The organism is Candidatus Halocynthiibacter alkanivorans, from assembly GCF_003333265.1.
Classification (GTDB): Bacteria; Pseudomonadota; Alphaproteobacteria; order Rhodobacterales; family Rhodobacteraceae; genus Halocyntiibacter_A; species Halocyntiibacter_A alkanivorans.
Map to the genome: position 1 here is coordinate 164,344 of NZ_QOLB01000029.1, position 21,676 is coordinate 186,019.

Annotated in this window: 16 protein-coding genes; 5 read left to right on the plus strand and 11 right to left on the minus strand. The window is 59.2% G+C overall.

Annotated elements, in window-relative coordinates; genetic code table 11:
* Positions 1-74: 74 nt before the first annotated feature.
* On the minus strand, positions 75-1,280 hold the full coding sequence (gene trpB / locus DWA01_RS01335) for a tryptophan synthase subunit beta (RefSeq protein WP_114283810.1): 1,206 nt from the start codon (positions 1,278-1,280) through the stop codon (positions 75-77).
* Positions 1,281-1,531: 251 nt separating this feature from the next.
* Here trpB and DWA01_RS01340 point away from each other — a divergent pair, with 251 nt between their 5' ends.
* Entirely contained in the window at positions 1,532-4,567 is a 3,036-nt protein-coding gene (locus DWA01_RS01340; RefSeq protein ID WP_200832479.1) for an aminotransferase class III-fold pyridoxal phosphate-dependent enzyme, read from the plus strand.
* Here DWA01_RS01340 and DWA01_RS01345 read toward each other — a convergent pair.
* From DWA01_RS01345 to DWA01_RS01365, 5 genes are all read right to left on the minus strand, one after another.
* Complete coding sequence (locus tag DWA01_RS01345; RefSeq protein WP_114283811.1) at positions 4,564-5,091, minus strand: GNAT family N-acetyltransferase; 528 nt, start codon at positions 5,089-5,091, stop codon at positions 4,564-4,566. The genes DWA01_RS01340 and DWA01_RS01345 overlap by 4 nt on opposite strands.
* 437 nt (positions 5,092-5,528) lie before the next feature.
* Positions 5,529-7,337: an ABC transporter ATP-binding protein gene (locus DWA01_RS01350; RefSeq protein ID WP_114283812.1), complete on the minus strand. Its 1,809-nt coding sequence runs from the start codon at positions 7,335-7,337 to the stop codon at positions 5,529-5,531.
* Between the two features lies 1 nt (position 7,338).
* Complete coding sequence (locus DWA01_RS01355) at positions 7,339-8,265, minus strand: ABC transporter permease subunit (RefSeq protein ID WP_114283813.1); 927 nt, start codon at positions 8,263-8,265, stop codon at positions 7,339-7,341.
* A 12-nt stretch (positions 8,266-8,277) separates the two neighbouring features.
* Positions 8,278-9,201, minus strand: coding sequence for an oligopeptide ABC transporter permease OppB (gene oppB / locus DWA01_RS01360; protein WP_114283814.1), 924 nt, complete (start codon positions 9,199-9,201; stop codon positions 8,278-8,280).
* A gap of 75 nt (positions 9,202-9,276) precedes the next feature.
* The gene (locus DWA01_RS01365; RefSeq protein ID WP_114283815.1) at positions 9,277-10,905 is read right to left on the minus strand and encodes a peptide ABC transporter substrate-binding protein; all 1,629 of its coding nucleotides are present in this window, start codon (positions 10,903-10,905) and stop codon (positions 9,277-9,279) included.
* A gap of 818 nt (positions 10,906-11,723) precedes the next feature.
* Between DWA01_RS01365 and DWA01_RS01370 the strand changes: the two genes are divergently transcribed.
* The 4 genes from DWA01_RS01370 to DWA01_RS01385 all read left to right on the plus strand — a co-directional run bounded on the left by DWA01_RS01370 (position 11,724) and on the right by DWA01_RS01385 (position 15,967).
* Entirely contained in the window at positions 11,724-13,028 is a 1,305-nt protein-coding gene (locus DWA01_RS01370) for an extracellular solute-binding protein (protein ID WP_114283816.1), read from the plus strand.
* Positions 13,029-13,109: 81 nt separating this feature from the next.
* Positions 13,110-13,991, plus strand: a complete 882-nt coding sequence (locus DWA01_RS01375; protein ID WP_114283817.1) for an ABC transporter permease subunit — start codon at positions 13,110-13,112, stop codon at positions 13,989-13,991.
* A gap of 11 nt (positions 13,992-14,002) precedes the next feature.
* Complete coding sequence (locus DWA01_RS01380) at positions 14,003-14,896, plus strand: ABC transporter permease subunit (RefSeq protein ID WP_114283818.1); 894 nt, start codon at positions 14,003-14,005, stop codon at positions 14,894-14,896.
* A gap of 12 nt (positions 14,897-14,908) precedes the next feature.
* Entirely contained in the window at positions 14,909-15,967 is a 1,059-nt protein-coding gene (locus tag DWA01_RS01385) for an ABC transporter ATP-binding protein (RefSeq protein WP_114283819.1), read from the plus strand.
* A 299-nt stretch (positions 15,968-16,266) separates the two neighbouring features.
* On the opposite strand, the gene DWA01_RS01390 is transcribed toward DWA01_RS01385, so the two are convergent.
* The 5 genes from DWA01_RS01390 to DWA01_RS01410 form a co-directional block, all read right to left on the minus strand.
* Positions 16,267-16,512 carry a hypothetical protein gene (locus DWA01_RS01390; protein ID WP_114283820.1) on the minus strand — a complete coding sequence of 82 codons (246 nt, stop codon included), beginning with the start codon at positions 16,510-16,512 and terminating at the stop codon, positions 16,267-16,269.
* Between the two features lie 381 nt (positions 16,513-16,893).
* Positions 16,894-17,787 (minus strand): glycoside hydrolase family 26 protein, encoded by an 894-nt coding sequence (locus tag DWA01_RS01395; protein WP_419186974.1) that lies wholly within the window; start codon positions 17,785-17,787, stop codon positions 16,894-16,896.
* A gap of 55 nt (positions 17,788-17,842) precedes the next feature.
* Entirely contained in the window at positions 17,843-19,330 is a 1,488-nt protein-coding gene (locus DWA01_RS01400) for a glycosyltransferase family 2 protein (RefSeq protein ID WP_235008387.1), read from the minus strand.
* A gap of 286 nt (positions 19,331-19,616) precedes the next feature.
* Positions 19,617-20,618, minus strand: a complete 1,002-nt coding sequence (galE, locus tag DWA01_RS01405; RefSeq protein ID WP_114283822.1) for a UDP-glucose 4-epimerase GalE — start codon at positions 20,616-20,618, stop codon at positions 19,617-19,619.
* A complete protein-coding gene (locus DWA01_RS01410; protein WP_114283823.1) occupies positions 20,615-21,652 on the minus strand; it encodes a UDP-glucuronic acid decarboxylase family protein in 1,038 nt (345 codons plus the stop codon). Before DWA01_RS01410 ends, galE begins: the two co-directional genes overlap by 4 nt.
* Positions 21,653-21,676 lie beyond the last annotated feature (24 nt).

Below are 21,676 nucleotides of genomic sequence, written 5' to 3' on the forward strand. Positions count from 1 at the left end.
GACCGCGCCGCCCCCCCGTTGTAATTGGATATGACCGGGCACCCTTATGGCCCCCGGCCGCTTGTTCTCAGCGTTCAGCTGTCGCCAAAACCATAGGTTTCAGTGACATAATCGATGTCCTTGTCACCGCGCCCGGACAGGTTCACCAGGATCGACTTGCCCGGATTGAGGCGCGCCTCCCGCATTGCAAAGGCGATGGCATGCGCACTTTCCAGCGCCGGAATGATGCCTTCATGGCGCGAAAGCGCATAAAACGCGTCCAGCGCTTCTTTGTCATCCGCCGTGGTATAGGTCACCCGCCCCTGCCGGTGCAGATAGGCATGTTCCGGCCCGACCCCGGGATAATCCAGACCGCTGGCCACCGTATGCACCGGCGCAGGATCGCCGTTCGCGTCCTTCAGTACCATGGTGCGGAAGCCGTGAATTTCGCCGTCCTCCCCAAAGCTGATGGTGGCGGCGTGATCGCCCAGATTTGACGATGTGCCCATCGGCTCCACCCCGTAAAGCGCCACACTCCGGTCATCCATGAAACCCGAAAACAGCCCCATTGCGTTGGAACCGCCGCCGACACAGGCGCCAACCATATCCGGCAGCTCACCGGTCATCTCCAGAAACTGCTCGCGCGCCTCAATGCCAACCACATGCTGGAAATCGCGCACCATCTTGGGGAACGGATGTGGCCCGACAACCGAGCCAATGGCAAACAGCGCGTGATCAGCCTGAGGCACATAGCTCTGAAACGCCGAATCCACCGCTTCTTTCAGCGACCGGCCGCCAAAACCTACCGGCACCACCGTGCAGCCCAGCAGCTTCATCCGTGTCACATTGGGCGCTTCTTTTTCAATGTCGATCTCGCCCATATGGATTTCGCATTCCATGCCGAAATAGGCCGCCGCTGTCGCCAGAGCCACCCCGTGCTGACCCGCCCCGGTTTCCGCAATCAGCTTGGTCTTACCCATATGTCTCGCCAGCAACGCCTCGGCCATACAGTGGTTCAGCTTATGCGCGCCAGTGTGGTTCAGATCCTCCCGTTTGGCATAGATCTGGGCGCCGCCACAAATCTCAGACAGGTTGCGCAGATGGGACACCGGCGTTGGCCGGCCCTGGAAATGTTTGCGGATATAGCGCAAGTCTTTGATGAACTCTGCCGACTTGGAAATCCGCCCGTAGGCTTCGGTGATTTCCTTAAAATGAGGCTCTAACACAGGCGGAAGCATCGCGCCGCCATAGTCGCCAAAAAAGCCGTTCTCATCCGGTACTGATTTCAGATAGGCGTTCATTCAACTGTCCTTTTTTTAAATGCGTTCAAAACTCTAGCCGCGACGGCGCATAATAATCAGCCGCAATCCAGCAGGCGCGCTGTCCTGTCGCACCCTCCTGTTGCACCCTCCTGTTGCACCCTGGCCTGAATGCGGCGGCACACACAGATATATTTCTGAACATGCGCGCGTTTTGTCATCTTGCTCCGCCGCGCCCCCCTGCCTAATCTCGCAGCAAAAGCACTGTGACGCGCAAAGACAGAGAGACCCTGATGACGATGATCCCTCATTGGCAGAATGCCGTAAAAGACACCTGGGCGCAGCAGGTCACCCTGAGCCGGATTGACGGCGAATATGACCTCAACTTTCTCGCCACCGGCACTGGTGAAGCTGACGGACTCTATGTGCTCAAAGTGATGCGCGCCGGCTGTTCAGAGGCTCTCGTCCAGCAACAATGCGCCGCGCTGGATCACCTGCGCCGGACCACGCCCGGCCTGCCGGTGCCCGCAGTGATCCCGACCCGCAACGCCGCTCTGTTTGCGACACTGCCAGACGAGACCGGCACCCCCCGGCTGGTTTGGCTGCAGCAGCGCCTGCCCGGTGTCAGCTGGGCAGAGTTCTCGCCGCACAGCCTGGATCTGATCCAGCAACTCGGCGCCCATACAGGCCGTATGGATGCGGCAATGGCCGGCATGGACACCCCGGCGCTCCTGCCAGAAGACGCTGTAAGTGCCGCACCGGATTTCAAATGGGACCTGCGCGCCGCACTCTGGATTGAAGATCAGTCCGTCGTGATAACCGACCCCGGACGCGGCGCTGTTCTCGCCGACATCATCAACAAGTTCAAATCCATCCGCCCAGCGCTGGAGGCGCTGCCACGCCAGTTGATCCACAATGACGTCAATGACTACAACATCCTGGTCACCGCCTCGCGCACAGAAAAGCCCCACGTCTCCGGTCTGATCGATTTTGGCGACATGTGCCGCGCCCCGCGCATCTGCAACCTGGCCATCGCCGCCGCCTATGTGCTGATGGACCACGCCGCGCCCGAAGCCGCGCTGGTGGCGCTGGTTCAGGGATATCACAGTGAGAACCCGCTTACTGCCGCCGAGACGGGTCTGATCTGGCCGCTGCTGCGCATGCGCCTGGCGGTCAGCGTGGTGAATTCAACGCTGATGGCCGCGAAAAACCCCGATGATCCTTATATCACCATTTCCCAGGCCCCGGCCTGGCGTCTGCTGGAGAGTGACAGTGTCAACGCCGCGCTGATCCCCGCCCGCCTGCGCGCCGCCTGCGGCCTGCCCATTAATGACGCCGCGCCGCGCATAAAGTCCTGGCTGGATAAGAACCGCGGCCAGTTCGCGCCACTGATGGGCCAGGACCTTTCTGATACCCCGACCGGATCACTGTCGGTCGAACATTCGACCTGGCCGCAGAACCCGTTTGATATGGGTGCGACTGAGGCCGCCCGTGTCGGCGAAGAATTCGGTGACTTCTGGCTGGGGCATTACAATGAACCGCGGCTGACCTACACCGCCGACGCCTTTCGCAACGGACCCCATAAAGCTTCTGAGCGGCGCACCGTCCATATCGCGGTCGACGTTTTTGCGCCTGCCGGCACGCCCCTTCACGCGCCGCTGGAGGCCACCGTGCATGTGGTGGAAAACCGCGACGCGCACTTGGATTATGGCGGTGTCATCATCCTGCGTCACGAAACATCGGCAGGGGACAATTTCTTCACCCTTTATGGCCATCTCGACCCGGAAATCTGCGCCCGGCTGAGCCCCGGCGACCCCATTGCCAAAGGCACGGCATTCGCCCGTCTGGGTGACGCCAGCCAGAACGGCGGCTGGGCACCGCATGTGCATTTCCAACTTGCGCTGAGCCTTGACGGCATGGGCGAAGACTGGCCCGGGGTTGCCAGCCCGGATGAGATGTACCTCTGGCAGGCGCTCTGCCCCAACCCGGCGGCGCTGCTAAATCTGCCCGACAGAAAAACTGCCTTTGAGCCGCTGCAAAAAGAACTGGTGCATCAGGACCGCAAACGCTGCTTTGGCGACAATGTGAAACTGTCCTACCAGGACCCGGTGATGCTGATGCGCGGCTGGCAGCACCACCTGTTTGACCAGTGGGGCCGGCCCTATCTCGACGCCTATAACAATGTGCCGCATGTGGGCCACGCCCATCCGCGCATTCAGGCAGTGGCCGCAGATCAGCTCCGGCGGATGAACTCCAACACCCGCTACCTGCACCCGGCGCAAAGCGCCTTTGCCGACAAGCTGATTTCAAAAATGCCCGACGAGCTGTCAGTTTGCTACCTGGTGAATTCCGGCAGCGAAGCCAATGAGCTGGCGCTGCGCCTTGCGCGGGCCCACAGCGGCGGCAAAGATATGGTGACCCCGGACCACGGCTATCACGGCAATACCACCGGCGCGATTGACCTCTCTGCCTATAAGTTCAACGCGCCCGGCGGCATCGGCCAACCCGACTGGGTGCAGCTGGTCGAGGTCGCCGATGACTATCGCGGCTCTTTCCGTCGCGGTGACCCGGACCGGGCGGCGAAATTTGCCGACCTGGTGCAGAGCGCGATCCGGAATATCGATACGCGCGGTGGCAGGCTCGCCGGTTTTATCGCCGAAACCTTCCCCTCAGTCGGCGGCCAAATCATCCCGCCTGCGGGTTACCTGGCCCGGGTTTACACCCATATCCGCGCCGCTGGTGGCATCTGTATTGCGGACGAGGTGCAGACCGGTCTTGGCCGCCTCGGCGACTGGTATTTTGGTTTTGAACAACAGGGCGTAACGCCCGACATCGTGGTACTGGGCAAACCGATCGGCAACGGCCACCCGATCGGCGTGGTGATCACCCGCCCCGACATCGCCGCCAGTTTTGCCAGGGGACCGGAGTTTTTCTCCACCTTTGGTGGCTCCACCCTGTCTTGTCGCATCGGCAAAGAAGTGCTCGATATTGTTGATGACGAGGGGCTGCAGGAAAATGCCCGCCACCGTGGTGACCAACTGCTCGCCGGGCTGCGGGATCTGATGGGCAAACACGCGCTCATCGGTGACGTGCGCGGCTGCGGGCTGTTTCTCGGTGTTGAGCTGGTGGGGCCTGAGATGGCGCCGGCAACTCAGGCCGCTGGCTACCTCAAGAACCGCCTGCGCGAAGAACGCATTCTTATTGGCACCGAAGGCCCCTGGGACAATATCCTGAAGATCCGCCCGCCGCTGACGATCGACAAAGAGGACTGCGACATGCTGCTGTCCGTGCTGGACCGGATCCTGGGTGAAACCGCGCTGACGTCTTAGCGCTTTTTGGCCTTGCCGCCGGACTTGTTGCGGGCATCAGCTTTGCCCTTGCCTCGCCCCTGCCCGGCGCGCCCCGGCGCCCGGGTCAGCAGCATGGTGGTTTCCGTCTCCGCCGGCTCAAAACCCAGCCGCTGATACAACCGCCGCGCCTCCGCATTGTCCACGCCGACAGACAGCTTCATATAACAAGCCCCCCAGGCTTTCACCTGACGGGACCAGACTTCTGTCAGCATCATCTCTCCAAGCCCCTGGCCACGCACCGCATCCGCGACCCACAGATCAGTGACGAAAACACCTGCACCGCCATATATCGTTGAATAGACAGGTGAAAACAGCGCCACCCCCATGGTCATGCCGCGTGCCTCAGCGATGATGCCATGACAAATCCCACGCCCCATCGCTTTTTTCAAACCGGCCTCATCCGCTGCAAACGGATCTCCCAGCGCCTCGCCCAGCGCCCGCAACGCCTGGATCAGTGCCGCCGCATCCGCCTGTGTCGCCTGCCGGAATTCTACTGCTGCCATATCATCTGCCTCCTGAAATCAGCCCCTCGATAATGGGACATCGCAGATTTATCCAGACCAGGCCGCTCGTCAATCTCCCGCCCTTCGCACCAGGCGCTGCCCGCTGCCCGCTGCCAGATCCTGGCGCTGGGCCACCGGAGGACATGCTTTGCCACCGGAAGCCGCCATTGCATCACGCCGGGTACGGAGCCTGAGCACAGGCGCCTGCACCAGACCCGGCGGACCTGCGAACTCTCATACGGCCCCCCCGGAGAATAAACGTGGCCACGGAATGACACCATTGCACACCGCCGGGCACGGGCCCTGCCCCCGCGCGCGCCGCCAGACCTGGCGCCGCCGCCCGCGTCCATTGAGGTGGCCCGCTGCGACCCGATACTCGATACTCGATACTCGATACTCGCCAGTGCCACTGGCTCAGAAGATCCGCAAACCCCGTCTCAGCCCGCCTGCTGCATGATGCGTTCCAGCGGGTCATGTTCGGCCACATAATGCCCCGGCGCCGGCTGCATCAGCCTCGGCACATAATCCACCATGCCGGCCTCCAGCTTGGACGGTAGAAAGCGCAGCGCCGCCCTGGGGTCCAGCGGCGAGGGCAATTCGCCGGGGATTTTTAACCTTTGACGCGCCCGCTCAATACGCGGATCCGGGATTGGCACCGCCGAAATCAGCGACTGTGTATAAGGGTGCTGCGGGTCGGCATAGATCACATCGCGGTCCGCCAGCTCCACCACCCGACCCAGGTAAAGCACCATAATCCGGTTGGATATATCACGCACCACTGACAGATCATGGCTGATAAAGATCATCGACAGGCCAAACTCTTTCTGCAGGTCTTTCAGCAGCGCCACGATCTGCGCCTGAATAGACACGTCCAGCGCTGACACCGCCTCATCACAGATGATCAGCTTGGGTTTGTTGATCATCGCCCGCGCCACACCCACGCGCTGGTTCTGGCCACCGGACAGCTCATGGGGGTAGCGGTTGATCATATTCTGCTCAAGCCCGACCTTCTCCATCATCGCCGCCACCGCCTGGCGCCGCTCGCGCGCGGTCATTTCCGGATGATAGGTGCGCAGCGGCTCCGCAATAGAAGCCTCAATCGTCATGCGTGGATCCAGGCTGGCCAGCGGATCCTGAAACACGATCTGCAAATCTTTGCGATGTTTGTTCAGCGCCCGGCGTGACAGTCCCGAAATGGTCTGCCCCAGCCACGACACCGAGCCCGCTGTCGGCGGAATAAGTTGCAGCACCGCGCGGGCCAGGGTGGATTTGCCACAGCCGGATTCCCCCACCACGCCGAGCGTTTCGCCCTGGGCAATGTCAAAACTTACCCCGTCCACCGCCTTCAGCGGGATAGTGCCGCCAAACAGCCCCTTGTGGCTCTTGATGTCGAAATGCACTTTCACATCGTTCACCGACAGCACCGGCGTCATATCCTGCACATGCAGCGCGGTCTCAGAAGGTTCATCCAGCCGCGGCATCGCCTCCAGCAAGCTTTTTGTATAATCATGCATTGGCCGGTAAAACACGTCTTCGGCGCTGCCGCTTTCGACATAAGCGCCGTGGCGCATCACCTCGATACGGTCACACATGCGCGCCACCACCCCCATATCATGGGTGATCAGCGCAATCGCGGTGCCCTCTTCTTTCTGCAGACCCACCATCAGATCCAGGATCTCGGCCTGCACCGTCACATCGAGCGCCGTGGTGGGCTCGTCCGCGATCAGCAGCCGCGGGTTGCACAGCATCGCCATGGCGATCATCACCCGCTGGCGCATGCCGCCTGACAGCTCGTGGGGATACTGTTCCATCCGCCGCGCCGCTTCCGGCATACGCACCTTGTCCATCCACTCAAGACACAGGTTTTGCGCCGCACCACCGGTGATCTGCTTGTGATGGCGCAGCACCTCTTTCATCTGCTGGCCGATGCGCAGATGCGGCGTCAACGCCGTCAGCGGATCCTGAAAAATCATCGCCATGTCTGAACCCCGGATCGTGTTTAGTTTCCTGGTCTCCAGGTTTAGGATCTCCTGCCCGTCCAGCTGTACCGACCCGTTGGCCAAACCGTTTAGCGGCAACAGCCCCATCGCCGCCATAAAGGTCTGGCTTTTGCCGGAACCGGATTCGCCGACAATGCCCAGACATTCCCCGGCCTCAATATGAAACGAGACGCCCTTGACCGCTTTGACCACCCCGTCAGGCGTATCAAAATTCACCGCCAGATCTCTGACCTCTAACAATGCCATATCAACGGTCCTTCGGATCAAGCGCATCACGCAACCCGTCGCCGATAAAGAACATCGACACGATGGTGATAATAAAGAAAAACAGCGGGTACATCAGCTGCCACAGAGTGCCATAGGAAATGGTGCCGGCCCCCTCGGATATCAGCGCCCCCAGCGAGGTATTGGGCTCCTGCACTCCAAGCCCGAGGAACGAGATGAAACTTTCGGTCAGGATCATCTCCGGCACCAGCAGCGAGGCATAGACCACCACAATGCCCAGCAAGTTGGGGATGATATGGCGGGTGATGATGGTGAAGGGCCCGACGCCGGCGGCGCGCGCGGCTTCCACAAATTCGCGGTTTTTCAGCGTCAGGGTCTGGCCGCGCACGATACGTGACATCGACAACCAGCTGACAATGCCGATGCCGACAAATAGCATGAAGAAGGAGCGCTCAAACATTACCATCAGCAGGATGATGATCAGCGTCGCCGGGATCGCAATCAGAATATCCACCGAGCGCATCATCGCATTGTCGACCCAGCCGCCGGCAAACCCCGAGACGGTGCCATAAAGCGTGCCGATCACCAAAGCCACCGCCGCGCCGATCACCCCGACCAGCAGCGAGGTACGTGTGGCCTGGATGGTACGCGAAAACAGATCCCGCCCGAGGCTGTCGACGCCAAAATAATGGCCATTCTCAACCGTAGGCATGCCCGAACCGGCAATATCCGCCATGATGGCCCAGTCGATCTCTTCATTGGACCAGACGGCAAATTGCGGCCCGATCAGGATGAACAGGATCACCGCCAGCAGGGTAAAGACCGAGGTCACCGCTGCTTTGTTGCGGAAAAACCGCAGGCGCGCATCCCGCCACAGTGAGCGGCCCTGAATCACCGTGGTGTCGGTGATCACATCCGCCAGATCGTTCATTTTTTCAGAGGGTTTCATCTCATATCCCCCTCAATACCTGATTTTCGGATCAAGCCAGCCGTAAATCAGGTCGGTGATCAGGTTAAACGCAATGGTCAGCACGCCGTAGAGAACGGTGACCCCGAGCAGCACCGCGTAATCGCGGCTCAGCGCCGAGTTGACATAGGCGCGCCCCAGCCCCCCGGTGGAAAAATAGATATCCACGAACACCGACCCGGTGATCATATAGACAAACACCGGCCCAAGATAAGACACCACCGGCATCATCGCCGGCTTGAACGCATGGCGCCAGATGATGCTGCGCGCCGGCAGGCCTTTGGCGGCGGCGGTGCGGATATAATTGGAATGCAGCACTTCCAGCATCGAAGAGCGGGTGATGCGCGCGATCGTCGCCATATAAGAAGTGGACAGTGCCGCCACCGGCAGGATCAGATATTGCCATTGACCGCCATACCAGCCGCCGCCGGGCAGCCAGCCAAGCTTATAGGTGAATATCAGCACCAGCAGCGGCGCCATCACAAAGTTGGGCAGGGCCTGGGCGGCAAAACTGATGCCAACAGCCAGGTAATCCAGCCAGGTGTTGTGCCGGATCGCGGCAGCCACCCCAAGCGCAATGCCCACGGTGGAGGCGACCAGGAACGACAAGGTGCCATAGGTCAGCGTCACCGGGAAACCCTGGGCGATGATGTCATTGACGTCGCGGTCTTTGAATTTGAACGAGGGGCCGAAATCGAAGTTGAACAGGATCCCGGTGACATAGTCCCAAAGCTGCTTCCACTCCGGTTGATCCAACCCGTAACGGGCCTCAATATTGGCCAGCACCTGAGGCGGCAACGGTCGTTCCGAGGTGAACGGCCCCCCGGGCGCGGCCTTGATCATCAGAAACGAGGCGATCACCAGCACCAGCAGGGTCGGAATGGCGGACAAGACCCGCCGGATTGAATAGTTCAGCATAGACGCCTCTTACAAACGGGGTAACGGCGCCCCGGCAATAGCAGGGGCGCTGTCAATGATAGCAGAGGTGCCGGATTATTCGGCCAGTTTGTAAAGGTTGCGCGAGTACCAGTTCTGCTGAACATTGCTCACCGGCCAGTTGGCCAGATCAGTGTCCATCATATAGACGCCAGCATAATGATAGACCGGGATGATCGGCACTTCCGAGGCAATGATCTGCTCCACCTCAGTATAGATCGGCGTGGTATCATCCGCCGTCTTGGCCATCGCCATCAGCTCATCCAGCCGGGCATTGTTGAACTTGCCGTCATTATAACCGGATTTGGACATCATCAGATCAAGGAAGGTGGAGGCTTCATTATAGTCGCCACACCACGCCCCACGTGCCAGTTCAAAGTTCTGCTGGCCGCGCTCGTTGAGGAACGTCTTCCACTCCATATTGCCCAGCGTTGCTTTCACGCCCAGTTTCTGCTTCCACATCTGGGTCACCGCCACAGCGATCTTCTTATGTGCTTCAGAAGTGTTGTAGATCAGGTTCAGCTCCAGCGGATTGTCGGCGCCATAACCGGCTTCTGCCAGCAGCTCTTTGGCCGCCGCATCACGTTCCGCCTGAGACATCGAGGCCATTTCAACCTCTGGCACCGTAAAACCAGCGGTGGCTTCCGGGGTGAAGGTAAAGGCCTGAGGCTGGCCACCTGCCAGAATGTTCTCGGTGATGATCTTGCGGTCCACCGCCAGCGACAGAGCCCGGCGCACGCGCACATCTTTGAACGCCTCAGGGCCGGAGTCCGACAAGTTGAAGGTGTAATAGTAGTTACACAGACGCGGGAAGCTCAACGCTTCTTCGGGATATTCCTTCACCAGGCGTGGATACTGGCCTGCCGGAATATCGGTGCGGTCAAGTTCACCGGACAGATACCGTGTCAGCGCAGTATTTTCATCATTGATGACCAGCGCCACGACGGTGTCGAGGATGGTTTCGTCATTGTTCCAGTACATGTCATTGCGCACCCGCACCGACCGCTCGCCTGGCAGATGCTCGGCCAGCTTATAAGCGCCGTTGCCGACAATATTTTCCGGCCGCGTCCACTCGGAGCCAAATTCTTCCACCACGTTCTGCGGCGACGGGAAGGTGGTGGCATGGGTGGTCATCTGGGCGAAATACGGCAGCGCAGCGGTGAGCCGCACTTCCAGCGTGGTATCATTGATCGCCGAAACCCCCAGGGTGTCTGCTGCTGCGTTGCCGGCGACGATATCGCCCGCATTCTCAAGCGACATCAACTCCATATACCAGGCATAGGGCGAAGCGGTTTCCGGATCGACAGCACGGCGCCAGGCGTAAACAAAATCGCCGGCGGTGACCGTATCGCCATTGGACCATTTCGCGTCCGGACGCAGGGTGAACGTATAAACGGTTTTGGCCTCATTGGTGGTGTAACCAGTGGCCACGCCAGCCACCAGGTTGCCGTCTTCGTCCTCGTTCATCAGACCTTCAAACAGGTCACGCACGATGGCAGATCCGTCGACGTCTTCCACAATCTGCGGATCAAAGGACGAAGCTTCATCCAGCATGCGGTAGGTAAATGTCTGGTCATGCGCCAGCGCTTCCCCGGTGACCGGGTGCACATTGCTGGCCAGGGCCGGCGCCACAAGCATCGTGCTGGAGAACAGACCAGCCAGGATAATTTTTGTATATTTCGTCATCTAATATTCCTCCCGTCAGTATTGCTTTTATTCACGACGAATCCCATTTCGGGCTTCGCATGGCTCCATTCTGACCATTTCGCGGAACCTGGCCAGCGTTTGCATCAAAAACAGGCAGTTTACGAACAGAACGAAACAAAAACAAATACAGACGAAAACCGCCGGCCACCAGTGAGCCACAGGAAAAAACTGCTATGCCCGGGTGCTGATCCCGAAATGTTATACCTACAGGTCAATGGGTTATACGCGTATCACCAAACGATCCCCTCGCCGGGCTGCGATCCTTTCAACCTCCTGGCGCCGCAGTCCACATCTCAGGATGACCTCGCGCAAAGCGGTCCGGCGCCTCAACGGGTCTGCAGCAGAACAGGCGGATCTGTTCAGTATACCCTAGCTTCTGCACTGCAGCATTCGCTGGTATTCAGCGCGAAAAGGAAAAAAAATCAATACCGCGCCTAACTTGCTGAAACTTTGGAACAAACCGAAACTTTGCCGAACTTACCGGGTATAATTCGCACATAAAAGAACAAGTACGCGGATTAACGAAAGCGCACGGATCCTTGCAACCGTGTGCAAAAATTTCCTTCCATAACAATAGTTTACATACCAATCCGCGATGTACATCTGGATTTATCACGCAATTTTCGCCTCGGCTGATAAGATATCATCCTGATAAATCAAACGGATACAAAAATTGACAAGCGAAAGCAGTTTTGCAAACCTGTCATCGCTTTGTCATTCAACTGAAACAAATCGTCTTTAGTTGAAGCCTTATTCCGCCGACTTTCGCGGAACACAAGAATTAGGGGACCAAAAACATGAACTTCCGTAAACTTGCTGCGGCTGCTGCGCTGTCGACGGCTGTCGCCGCGCCCGCATTTGCTCAACAAACTGATATCACCTGGTGGCACGCTATGGGCGGCCGTCTTGGCGAAGTTGTAAACGAGATTGCTGCTGATTTTAACGCCTCGCAGTCGGATTACAAACTGACTCCTGTGTACAAGGGCAACTACGAAGAAACCCTGACAGCGGGTATTGCAGCCTTCCGCGGTGGCGAACAGCCCGACATCATGCAGGTGTTTGACGCCGGCGCAGCGACCATCATCGGTGCCAAAGGCGCGATCGTCCCGGTTGAAGACCTGCTGAAAGACAATGGCGTTCCGTTTGACAGCAATGATTACATCTCCGGCGTGCGCAACTTCTACGCCGATGCAGCTGGCAAAATGATCGGCATGCCGTTCAACTCTTCGACCCCGATCATGTATTACAATGTCGCGGCGCTGGAAAAAGCCGGTGTGACCGCGCCTAAGACCTGGGAAGAGTTCCAATCGGTCACCGCCCCGGCGCTGAAATCCGCCGGTTACATCCCGATGGCCCAGTCGCATATGCCCTGGATCTTCACGGAGAACTTCTTTTCCCGTCACAACCTGCCTTTCGCAACCAATGACAATGGTTACGGCGACGGTGAAACCAAGATCCTGATCAACAACGACGCAATCAAAAAGCACTTCGCGTCGATGAAATCCTGGATTGATGACGGGCTGTTTGGCTATTATGGCACCGGTTGGGGTGACAACCAGGCGCCGTTTGAACGCCAGGAAGTCGCCATGTGGCTCGGTTCTTCCGGCTCGTTCGGCGGTCTGTCCCAATCGGCTGACTTTGAATTCTCCGCCACCTATCTGCCTTACTGGGAAAGCGTGACCACAGAGCCTACCAACACCTTTATCGGTGGTGCTGCTCTGTTCGCAATGTCCGGCAAATCGGCTGAAGCCAACAAAGCAACCGCTGAGTTCTTCCGCTTCCTGACCTCTGCCAAGACCCAGTATTTCTGGCATAAAGAAACCGGTTATGTGCCGATCACCAATGCGGCTTACGAAATGGCGCAGGCTGATGGCTATTACGACATTAAACCGGCGGCAGAAATCGGCATCAAACAGCTGACACTGCCAGGCGGCGAATGGACCAAAGGGTACCGTATGGGCTTTTATGTTCAGATCCGCGACGTGATGAACCGTGAATATGGCAAGCTGCTTGCCGGCGAAAAATCGGTTGATGACGCATTCGCAACCATCGAAGAAGAAGCCAACAAACTTCTGGCCCGCTTCGCAAGAACCCAGGGTTGATCTCCTGATATCTTCTGGCTGGCGGCCCCTCCCGGGGGCCGCCGGTTTTTTCGTTTCACCGCACCCTCACGGAGCCCCCCAATGAAACGCGTGCAATTCCGCCGCCCCATCTTTCCCTTCCTGCTGCTGATCCCACAGCTGGCAATCATCGCCGTGTTCTTCTACTGGCCCGCCGGGGAGGCGATCCGCGGATCCTTCTATCTCGAAGACCCGTTCGGCTTCTCCTCCACCTATGTTGGCATGGACAATTACACCGACACCGTCACCGGCAGTGAATATGTCTCGGTCGCAAAATTCACCCTCGGCTTCACCGCTGTTGTGGCGTTTTTTTCGCTGGCCCTGGCGCTGTTGCTGGCCGTCAAAGCGGATTCCGTTCTGCGCGGCGCCAAGACCTACCGCACCCTGCTGATGTGGGTCTATGCGATCGCGCCCCCTGTGGCCGGTCTGTTTGGCATCCTGCTGTTTGACCAGGCCATCGGCCCGTTCACCAAAATTGCCCAGTCCATCGGCTGGGACTTCAAACTGGGGGTAAACTATTGGGACTCCGCCACCGCCATGGTGATTGTCGCCGTCTGGAAACAGATCCCGATCAATTTCATCTTCTTCCTCGCCGGCATGCAGTCCGTGCCGATGGCGGTGCGTGAAGCTGCATTGATCGACGACCCGTCAGGCCCGAGCCGGTTCTTCCATGTGATTTTCCCGCTGCTGGCGCCAACGGCGTTTTTCCTGCTGATCATCAACATCACCTACGCGCTGTTTGATACGTTCGGCATCATCGACATCCTGCACAAGGGCGAGCCGGGCAACAACCCTGTCACCCTGGTCTACAAAGTGTATCTCGATGGGTTCCGTGGCAACGATCTTGGCGGCTCTTCGGCCCAGTCCGTGATCTTGATGGTCCTTGTTCTTATTCTCACCGTCGTGCAGTTCCGCTTCATGGAACGGCGCGTGCATTATACCTGAGGGCTGATCTCATGACTGATATTACCACTGCCATTGCCCAGCCCCCGGTGCGCCGCAGGAAAATCCGCTGGAACCGGGTGTTTGACCACGTGATTCTGATCCTCGGTTCCATGTTCATGCTGCTGCCGGTGGTGCTGACATTGCTGACCTCGACCTGGGACAATGTCACCATCCACACCGGTGGCATTCAGTATTCCATCGGTGAAGACGCCTTCCGCAACTACCAGAAAGCGCTGTTCGAAAAGAGCGGCTTTTCCCAGGTGGTTGACGGGATGAAAATGATGACCAACTCGCTGATCCTGGGCCTCGGCTTTGCGATCGGCAAAATTGTCATCTCGATGATGGCCGCCTATGCCATCGTCTATTTCCGCTTCCGCTTTGCCACGTTCGCCTTCTGGATCGTGTTCACCACGCTGCTGCTGCCCCTGGAAGTGCGCATCCTGCCCTCGTATGAGGTGGTGCAGAGCCTCGGCCTGCTCAACACCTATACCGGTCTGATTGTGCCGCTGATTGCCTCGGCAACAGGCACGTTCTACTTCCGCCAGTTCTTCAAATCTGTACCTGAAGAAACGCTGGAAGCCGCCAGGATCGACGGCGCCGGTCCGATACACTTCTTTTTTGACATCCTGGTGCCGGTGTCCCAGACCATGATCGCAGCGATCTTTATCATCATGTTTGTCTATGGCTGGAACCAGTATCTCTGGCCCACGCTGATGACCACAGATGAGAACATGTTCACCCTTGTGCGCGGTATCAAACAGATCATGCAGGTCTGGATCGGCGCAAATATTCCCGATTACGGTGTGGCAATGGCCCTGGCGATCATCGCCATGACCCCGCCCGTCCTGATCGTCATTCTTTTCCAGAACTGGTTCGTCAAGGGCCTGGTGGAATCCGAGAAATAAGGTATCTGAGAAATGGCACAAGTCACCATCTCCTCCGTCAATAAAATCTATCCCAACGGATTTCACGCCGTCAAAGACGCCGATTTCCACATCAAAGACGGTGAATTCATCGTCCTGGTCGGCCCCTCCGGCTGTGGCAAGTCGACACTGCTGCGCATGTTCGCCGGACTCGAGGACATCTCCACCGGCGAAATCGCCATCGATGACCGGGTGGTCAATGATGTCGATCCGGCGCAGCGCGACATCGCCATGGTGTTCCAGAACTATGCGCTCTACCCGCATATGACGGTCTATAAAAACATGGCCTACGGTCTGAAACGCGCCAAAAAGTCGAAAGAAGACATCGAGATCGCGGTGCAGAAAGTGGCCAAAATGCTGGATCTGACACCGCTGCTGGACCGCAAGCCCAGCCAGTTGTCCGGCGGTCAGCGTCAACGGGTTGCCATGGGCCGCGCCATCGTGCGCAGCCCGAAACTGTTCCTGTTTGATGAGCCGCTCTCCAACCTCGATGCCAAGCTGCGCAGCCAGATGCGCATTGAAGTGCGCCGCCTGCAGCGCGACCTTGGTGTGACCTCGGTCTATGTGACCCATGACCAGGTCGAAGCCATGACCATGGCCGACCGCATCGTGGTTCTGAACGCCGGTAAAATCGAACAGATCGGCACCCCGGCGCAAATCTACCAGTCGCCGGCCTCGGTCTTTGTCGCCACATTCATGGGCGCGCCGCCAATGAACATGCTGGAGGGCGGGTTTAAGGACGGCACCCTGACGCTCTCGGGCGGCGGTGTTATCCCCCATCACAGCCACGGCGCCAACGGCCCGGTCTCCATCGGCATCCGCCCGGAAAAAGTAACGCTCCAGGCCGAGGAAACCCCCGGTGCGCTGCCCTTTACCTATGAGTTCACCGAAGACCTCGGCGCGGTCAAACTGGTGCATGGCCTGCTCGGCGGCGAACGTTTCATCGTGCACACCCATGAAGAAGCGATCATCGGGGATGACGCAAAATTCCTGTCGATTGATGGCGGATCGGTGCACGTGTTTGACGTCAATACCGGTCAGCGCATCGACTGAAGCAGCCGCTCACCTGCGCCTGCGCTGGCCTGGCCCGCGGAGGGCACATACAAAGAAAAACGACCGGCGGCAGATTACTCTGCCGCCGGTCGTTTTTGTTAGTGCCAAAACCGCGCCGGAATGCCTGCCTGGCAACGGGCCGCGACCAGGCGCTGTCCGCAGATCATCTCAGCACTGCGCCGGACGACACAGCCCGCGCAGACCCGTTCAGGATCCTGCCCCGCTATCGCCTGAGCTGAACAAGCACGCCGTTCACGATCTGCGCACCGCACCGATCAAGCTACGGTCGTGCAGGTGCTTCAGCGGGCGAAACACTGTGATTTGCGGCCAAACCCAGCTGGCGAGCAAATCCACGTGGTGCGCCCGTTGCTGTTGGTGGAGGCCACCACCAGAGGCGTTTTGCTCGAGCTCACGGTTTTCACCCCGTTGCCCGCCATCGCCACATCTGCACTGTAAAAGCCCATCCCAGCCACAATCACGGCTGCGCTCAACATTCTTACCGCCACGCCAAAGGCGCGCGTTCTCACGGTTCCGGTCACCGGCATCACTGTCTCCTGCCTCAAATACCCTGTTTTTTCACCATCTGAGATGGCCACAAGGATTTCTACTCCGCCGCCCGTTAAAGGCTGGCTAAGCTATTATTAGCGAAAAAAGACAATTTTGACCATTCACCTGCGCACCCGAAAACACCGCCCGGACGGCGGCGGAACTCTAAAAATAAGGGGGATATGCAAAAATCAGGGGATCTCAACCGGTTACCGACTGGCGAGCGGATCAGCCAGAATCCGCACCCGCCTCCCGCTTTCTCCGGTCACCGCCGCGATCCGGAGCGCTAAGCACTTGCTGGTAAATCACAATCACGCCGGCACCGGCACATGACCGGACAGATCGGCGCACCAGGCAAAAACACGCCGCCCGCGTCACTGTCAGCGGGTGATACGTTCCGCAACCTTCCAGTCCGGAAAGCCAAAGCCATCGGGCCAGGGATGCACTTCTTTCTGATTGAAATAGACCACGCCGATCAGATTGGGAAAATCTGCGTAATCCTGACGCACGGTATTTTCCCAGGCGTTCACATAGGCCTCGTCGCCGACATAGCCCAGTTCCGCCACCATCACCGGCTTGCCAAACTGCGCCGCCCGCGCATAACGCGGCCCGAGGATCTCGGTGAACGTCAGCTCCCGCCCCAGTACAGAGCGCTCCCAGTCCTGCAGGCCAAACACCGACAGGCCGACAACATCGACATAATTATCGCCCGGGTAATAGGCCTCGAGCCCCTCATAGCCCAGCGGCGACCACATCACCCGCACATCAGGCGCCACCGACCGGCAGATATTGATCACCCGGCGAAAGGCGTTGATATAGACCGAAGGCTCCCAGTTGGCCCAGATAAACTGGCCGCTTTTGTCTTCCATTTCCTGGGCCCAGCGCACGGTCACCGGGCTTTCGAAACCACTCAAAATCGAGCAGATCGCCAGCATGTTGAAATCATATTGCCCGGTGCGGATGCCGTTGATCAGCACCTGCGGCGTGTTGCGCGCATCCCGGGTCCAGGTCCAGGGCTCAATCGTCACCAGCACCTCGCGACCGCGATCATGCGCATAGCCATCTGCCTCGATCAGCGTGCCCAGAAACACGTCCTCCCAGGGCAGAAACAGATGTTCAATCTGCAGGCCGGTGTCGTCAGAAAACACCCCGTCGGGATCATAGGCCCCGAACGGCATATCCCCTGGCGGCGCCGCCGCCGCCGAGGGCGCCAGAAACACCACCGCCGCGATGAAGGCAGCGCAGAGGCCGGATTTCATATGTAGAACAGTCATTTTCCCCTCCTCTTTAACCGTCATTTTCCCCTCCTCCTTTTGCCCGGATGCCGGATTAGTTCCAACGCAGATCAAACTGATAATACACCGATCCCGGCGGCGCCTGACCCGCACCGGACACCGGATAAACCTCGCGCGTCAGCACCAGCGGCCCCAGCCCCTGTGCCAGCGCATGTACGCTCTGCACCGTGCGCAGGTTGAACCCGGTGGCGCCCAATGCCAGCAACAACAGTGCCACCGCCGCCTGACTGCCATAGCTCCAGGGCCGCAGCCGCAGCGCGATGTGGTTTTCGCGCCGGTGCAGCGCCAGAATGGCAATGAACAACACGGTGTAGAAACACGCATTCACCAGCGCCAGCAGATAGAACCCCGCCGCTTCGCGCACATCATCGACAAACACCACCGGCAGCAGCGACACCGCGGACAGCACGCCATAGGGCATGAGCACCCGCCAGGGCAGGTGTGGCACCATTGCGCCGCCTTTGGGAGTGATGCGGAACGCCACATAGCGCCCCGTCGCCCGGTCCCACAGCGCCACGGCACAGCCCCAGAGCACCCAGGGCCATTGCGCCAGCGTAAACAGGATGCGCTCCCAACTGATCACCCGCGCCCCCGCCGGGCGGAAAAATCCGTCCCGCCGCATCTGCGCCACGATCAAGAGCAGCACCAGAACCGGCGGCACCGCATGGGCCAGAAACTGCGGATAGGTGACGCCGACAAAGCGCATGTCAAACGACACCGCCGCCACCGGCAACACAAACATCATCGCCATGAACAGGGCAAACAGCGGGTACCACAGCTGGCAAAAGACAAACTGAAACTTCAGACGCGCCGGCAGCGCCCCCAGATAGCGGGGCGTATAGCGCAGCAGCAGCGTCATCAGGCTGCGCGACCACTGGAACTCCTGGGTCACCATATCGGCGAATGTGGCCGGACCGGCGCCGATTGCGATGGCATCGCTGGCATGCACGCCGCGCCAACCGCCGGCGTTCAGGATCATCGTGGTGGAATGGTCTTCGGCCAGTTCCGGCCCCAGCCCGCCCACAGCGCAGAGCGCGCGCGTGCGCACCGCGTAATGCGAGCCAATGCACATCGGTGCCCAGCCATTGCTGTACCCCGCCTGCAAGCCACCATGAAACAAGGCTTCGGCATAAAGCCGGGTGCGCGCAGCCCAGCTTTTATCTTCGTTCTGCGCGCAGATACTGGGGGCCGAGACATAACCAACCCCAGGGTCCGCAAATGGCGCCAGCATTGCGCGCAGATAACCTGGCTGCGGCACATGATCCGCATCCAGCTGGACCACCAGATCATAGTTTGCATAACCGTAGTGGTCGTAAAAATAACTCAGGTTCCCCTCTTTGCAGCACTTGCGGCGCGGCCAGCTCTGCCGGTGATATCCCTCCACATCTTTGCGGCAGGATATGCGCACCCCATGTGCCCGGCACCAGGAGATCACCTCCGGGTCCGGGTCTTCATCTGCAATCCAGGTGTCGTGGGTCATATCCTGCGCCAACATGGCTCTGAGCGTAACCTGTAAGAGCATAAATTGCTCTGAGGGGGTTTTGGTCACGATCATTGCCACCCGATAGGGACCCACGACATTGGACCTGCTCCGCGGACGGCAGGCGCGCAGGAAAAAGTATAAAAACCAGGCTTGCAGGAAATACAGCCAAACAAGCCCTGAACTGACTAAAACAAACCGTCCGGTGCCAATATTATGCCCCGTTTGAAACCACCAGAATGCAAACCACAGAACCAGCGCTGCCCAGAGGGCAACGGCAGTACTATAGCCCCGCCATTGGGCCGGCGTGAACGCCGGTTCCAGGTATTCAGACGGCGACCGGGTCATACCGTGGCGCTCCGAATGAGGGCGCCGCATCGGCAACGATCGTTGCCAGATCCGAACGCGTTGTCACAAAACCCAGCACGGATTGCGCAAGCGCCGGATCCGCGACCAGCAACGGCGGATCTCCCGGCCGCCGCCCGCTATATTGCACCGGCACCTGGCGGCCGGTCACCTCCCGGATCACTGCCAGCACGTCCAGTACCGAATGCCCCTGGCCGGATCCGAGATTCACCGCCTGGCTGCTGCCACCTGCCTCCAGATAGCGCAGCGCCATCACATGACCACGTGCCAGGTCCTCAACGTGAATATAATCGCGCACCGCAGTGCCGTCCGGCGTGTCATAATCGGTGCCGTAAATATCCAGATGCGAGCGCGCCCCCGCGGCGGCCAGCAAGGCGCGCGGCAGCAGATGGGTCTCCGGCCGGTGATCCTCAACCAGCGCCCCGTCATGGTCCGCGCCGCAGGCATTAAAATAGCGCAGGCTCACATGATGCAGACCATAGGCCGCCTGATAATCCTGCAGGATCTGTTCGCAGACCAGCTTTGTGCGCCCGTAAGGGCTGATCGGTATCTGCGCACAGGATTCGCTGACCGGAAGTTGCAGCGGATTGCCGTAGGTGGCACAGCTCGAAGAAAAAATCACCCGGTCGACTGAGGTGGCGCGGCAGGCTTTAAGCAGCGACAGCAGCCCGCCGACGTTGTTGCCATAGTATTTCTCCGGATCCCTGACCGATTCCCCGACATAGGCGCTGGCGGCAAAATGGATCACCGTGCTGATGTCCCAGGCCACGATCATATCGGTGAGAACGTCTGTCTGGCGCAGATCACATTCAATCAGCGGCCCCCATTTCACCGCGCGGCGGTGCCCGGTACTCAGATTGTCCACCACCACCGGCTCATAGCCAGACTGAAACAGCAGCTTGCACGTGTGTGAGCCGATGAAACCAGCCCCGCCGGTGACCAATATGCGCCGCGATGGTTTCATGTTGTTTTCACCCTCACCCCAGCGCTTCCGCGTTCCAGTTCAGCGATAAAATATTCAATCGTATGCTGCAGCCCGTCGCGCAGCGCCACCTGCGGTGCCCAGCCAAGCGTGCGTTGCGCCAGGGTGATATCGGGCCGGCGGCGGCGCGGATCATCCTGCGGCAATGCTTTTTCGACCAGGCCAGACCCGGTCCCGGTCAGCTCCAGCACCAGCTGCGCCAGATCCCGCACCGAACACTCCGCCGGGTTGCCGATGTTCACCGGCCCCGGAAAGTCGTGCGGCAGCGCCATCAAGGCCTCCATCCCGTCCAGCAGATCATCCACATAACAAAAGGACCGGGTCTGCGAGCCGTCGCCATAGAGCGTCAGATCCTGCCCCCGTAACGCCTGGACAATGAAATTGGACACCACCCGGCCGTCCCCCGGATCCATATGCGGCCCGTAGGTGTTAAAGATGCGGATGATGCGGGTCTCCACCCCATAGAGGTGGTGATAGTCGTAAAACAGCGTTTCGGCGGCACGCTTGCTTTCGTCATAACAGGCGCGCGGTCCCACCGCATTCACCCGGCCACAGTATGTCTCGTCCTGCTGCTCGATCTCAGGGTCGCCATAGACCTCTGAAGTAGACGCCTGAAGAATACGGGCGTCTTTTTCACGCGCCAGATCCAGCAGGTTCATCGCCCCCCAGATATTGGTGCGGAACGTATGCACCGGATCGATCTGATATTTTGGCGGCGACGCCGCGCAGGCCAGATTGAAAATTTCGTCCACAGCGCCTTCGATGCGCAGCGGCTCCGTCACATCATGTTTGAAAAAGGAAAATCCCTCGGTGCCGATCATGCCGGCGATATTGGCCAGCCGCCCGGTCTGCAGATTATCCACGCAGATGACCCGGTGCCCCTGCGCCAGTTTGCGGGCACAGAGATGCGAGCCAAGGAAACCGGCCCCTCCGGGTACAACGACAGTTTTTTGCTTAACCCAACCCCGGCGCCGCTTGCGTAACAAACGGTGCAGATCCGTTATCTGATAAACCATTCACTTCATCCCCCAAGGACGTGC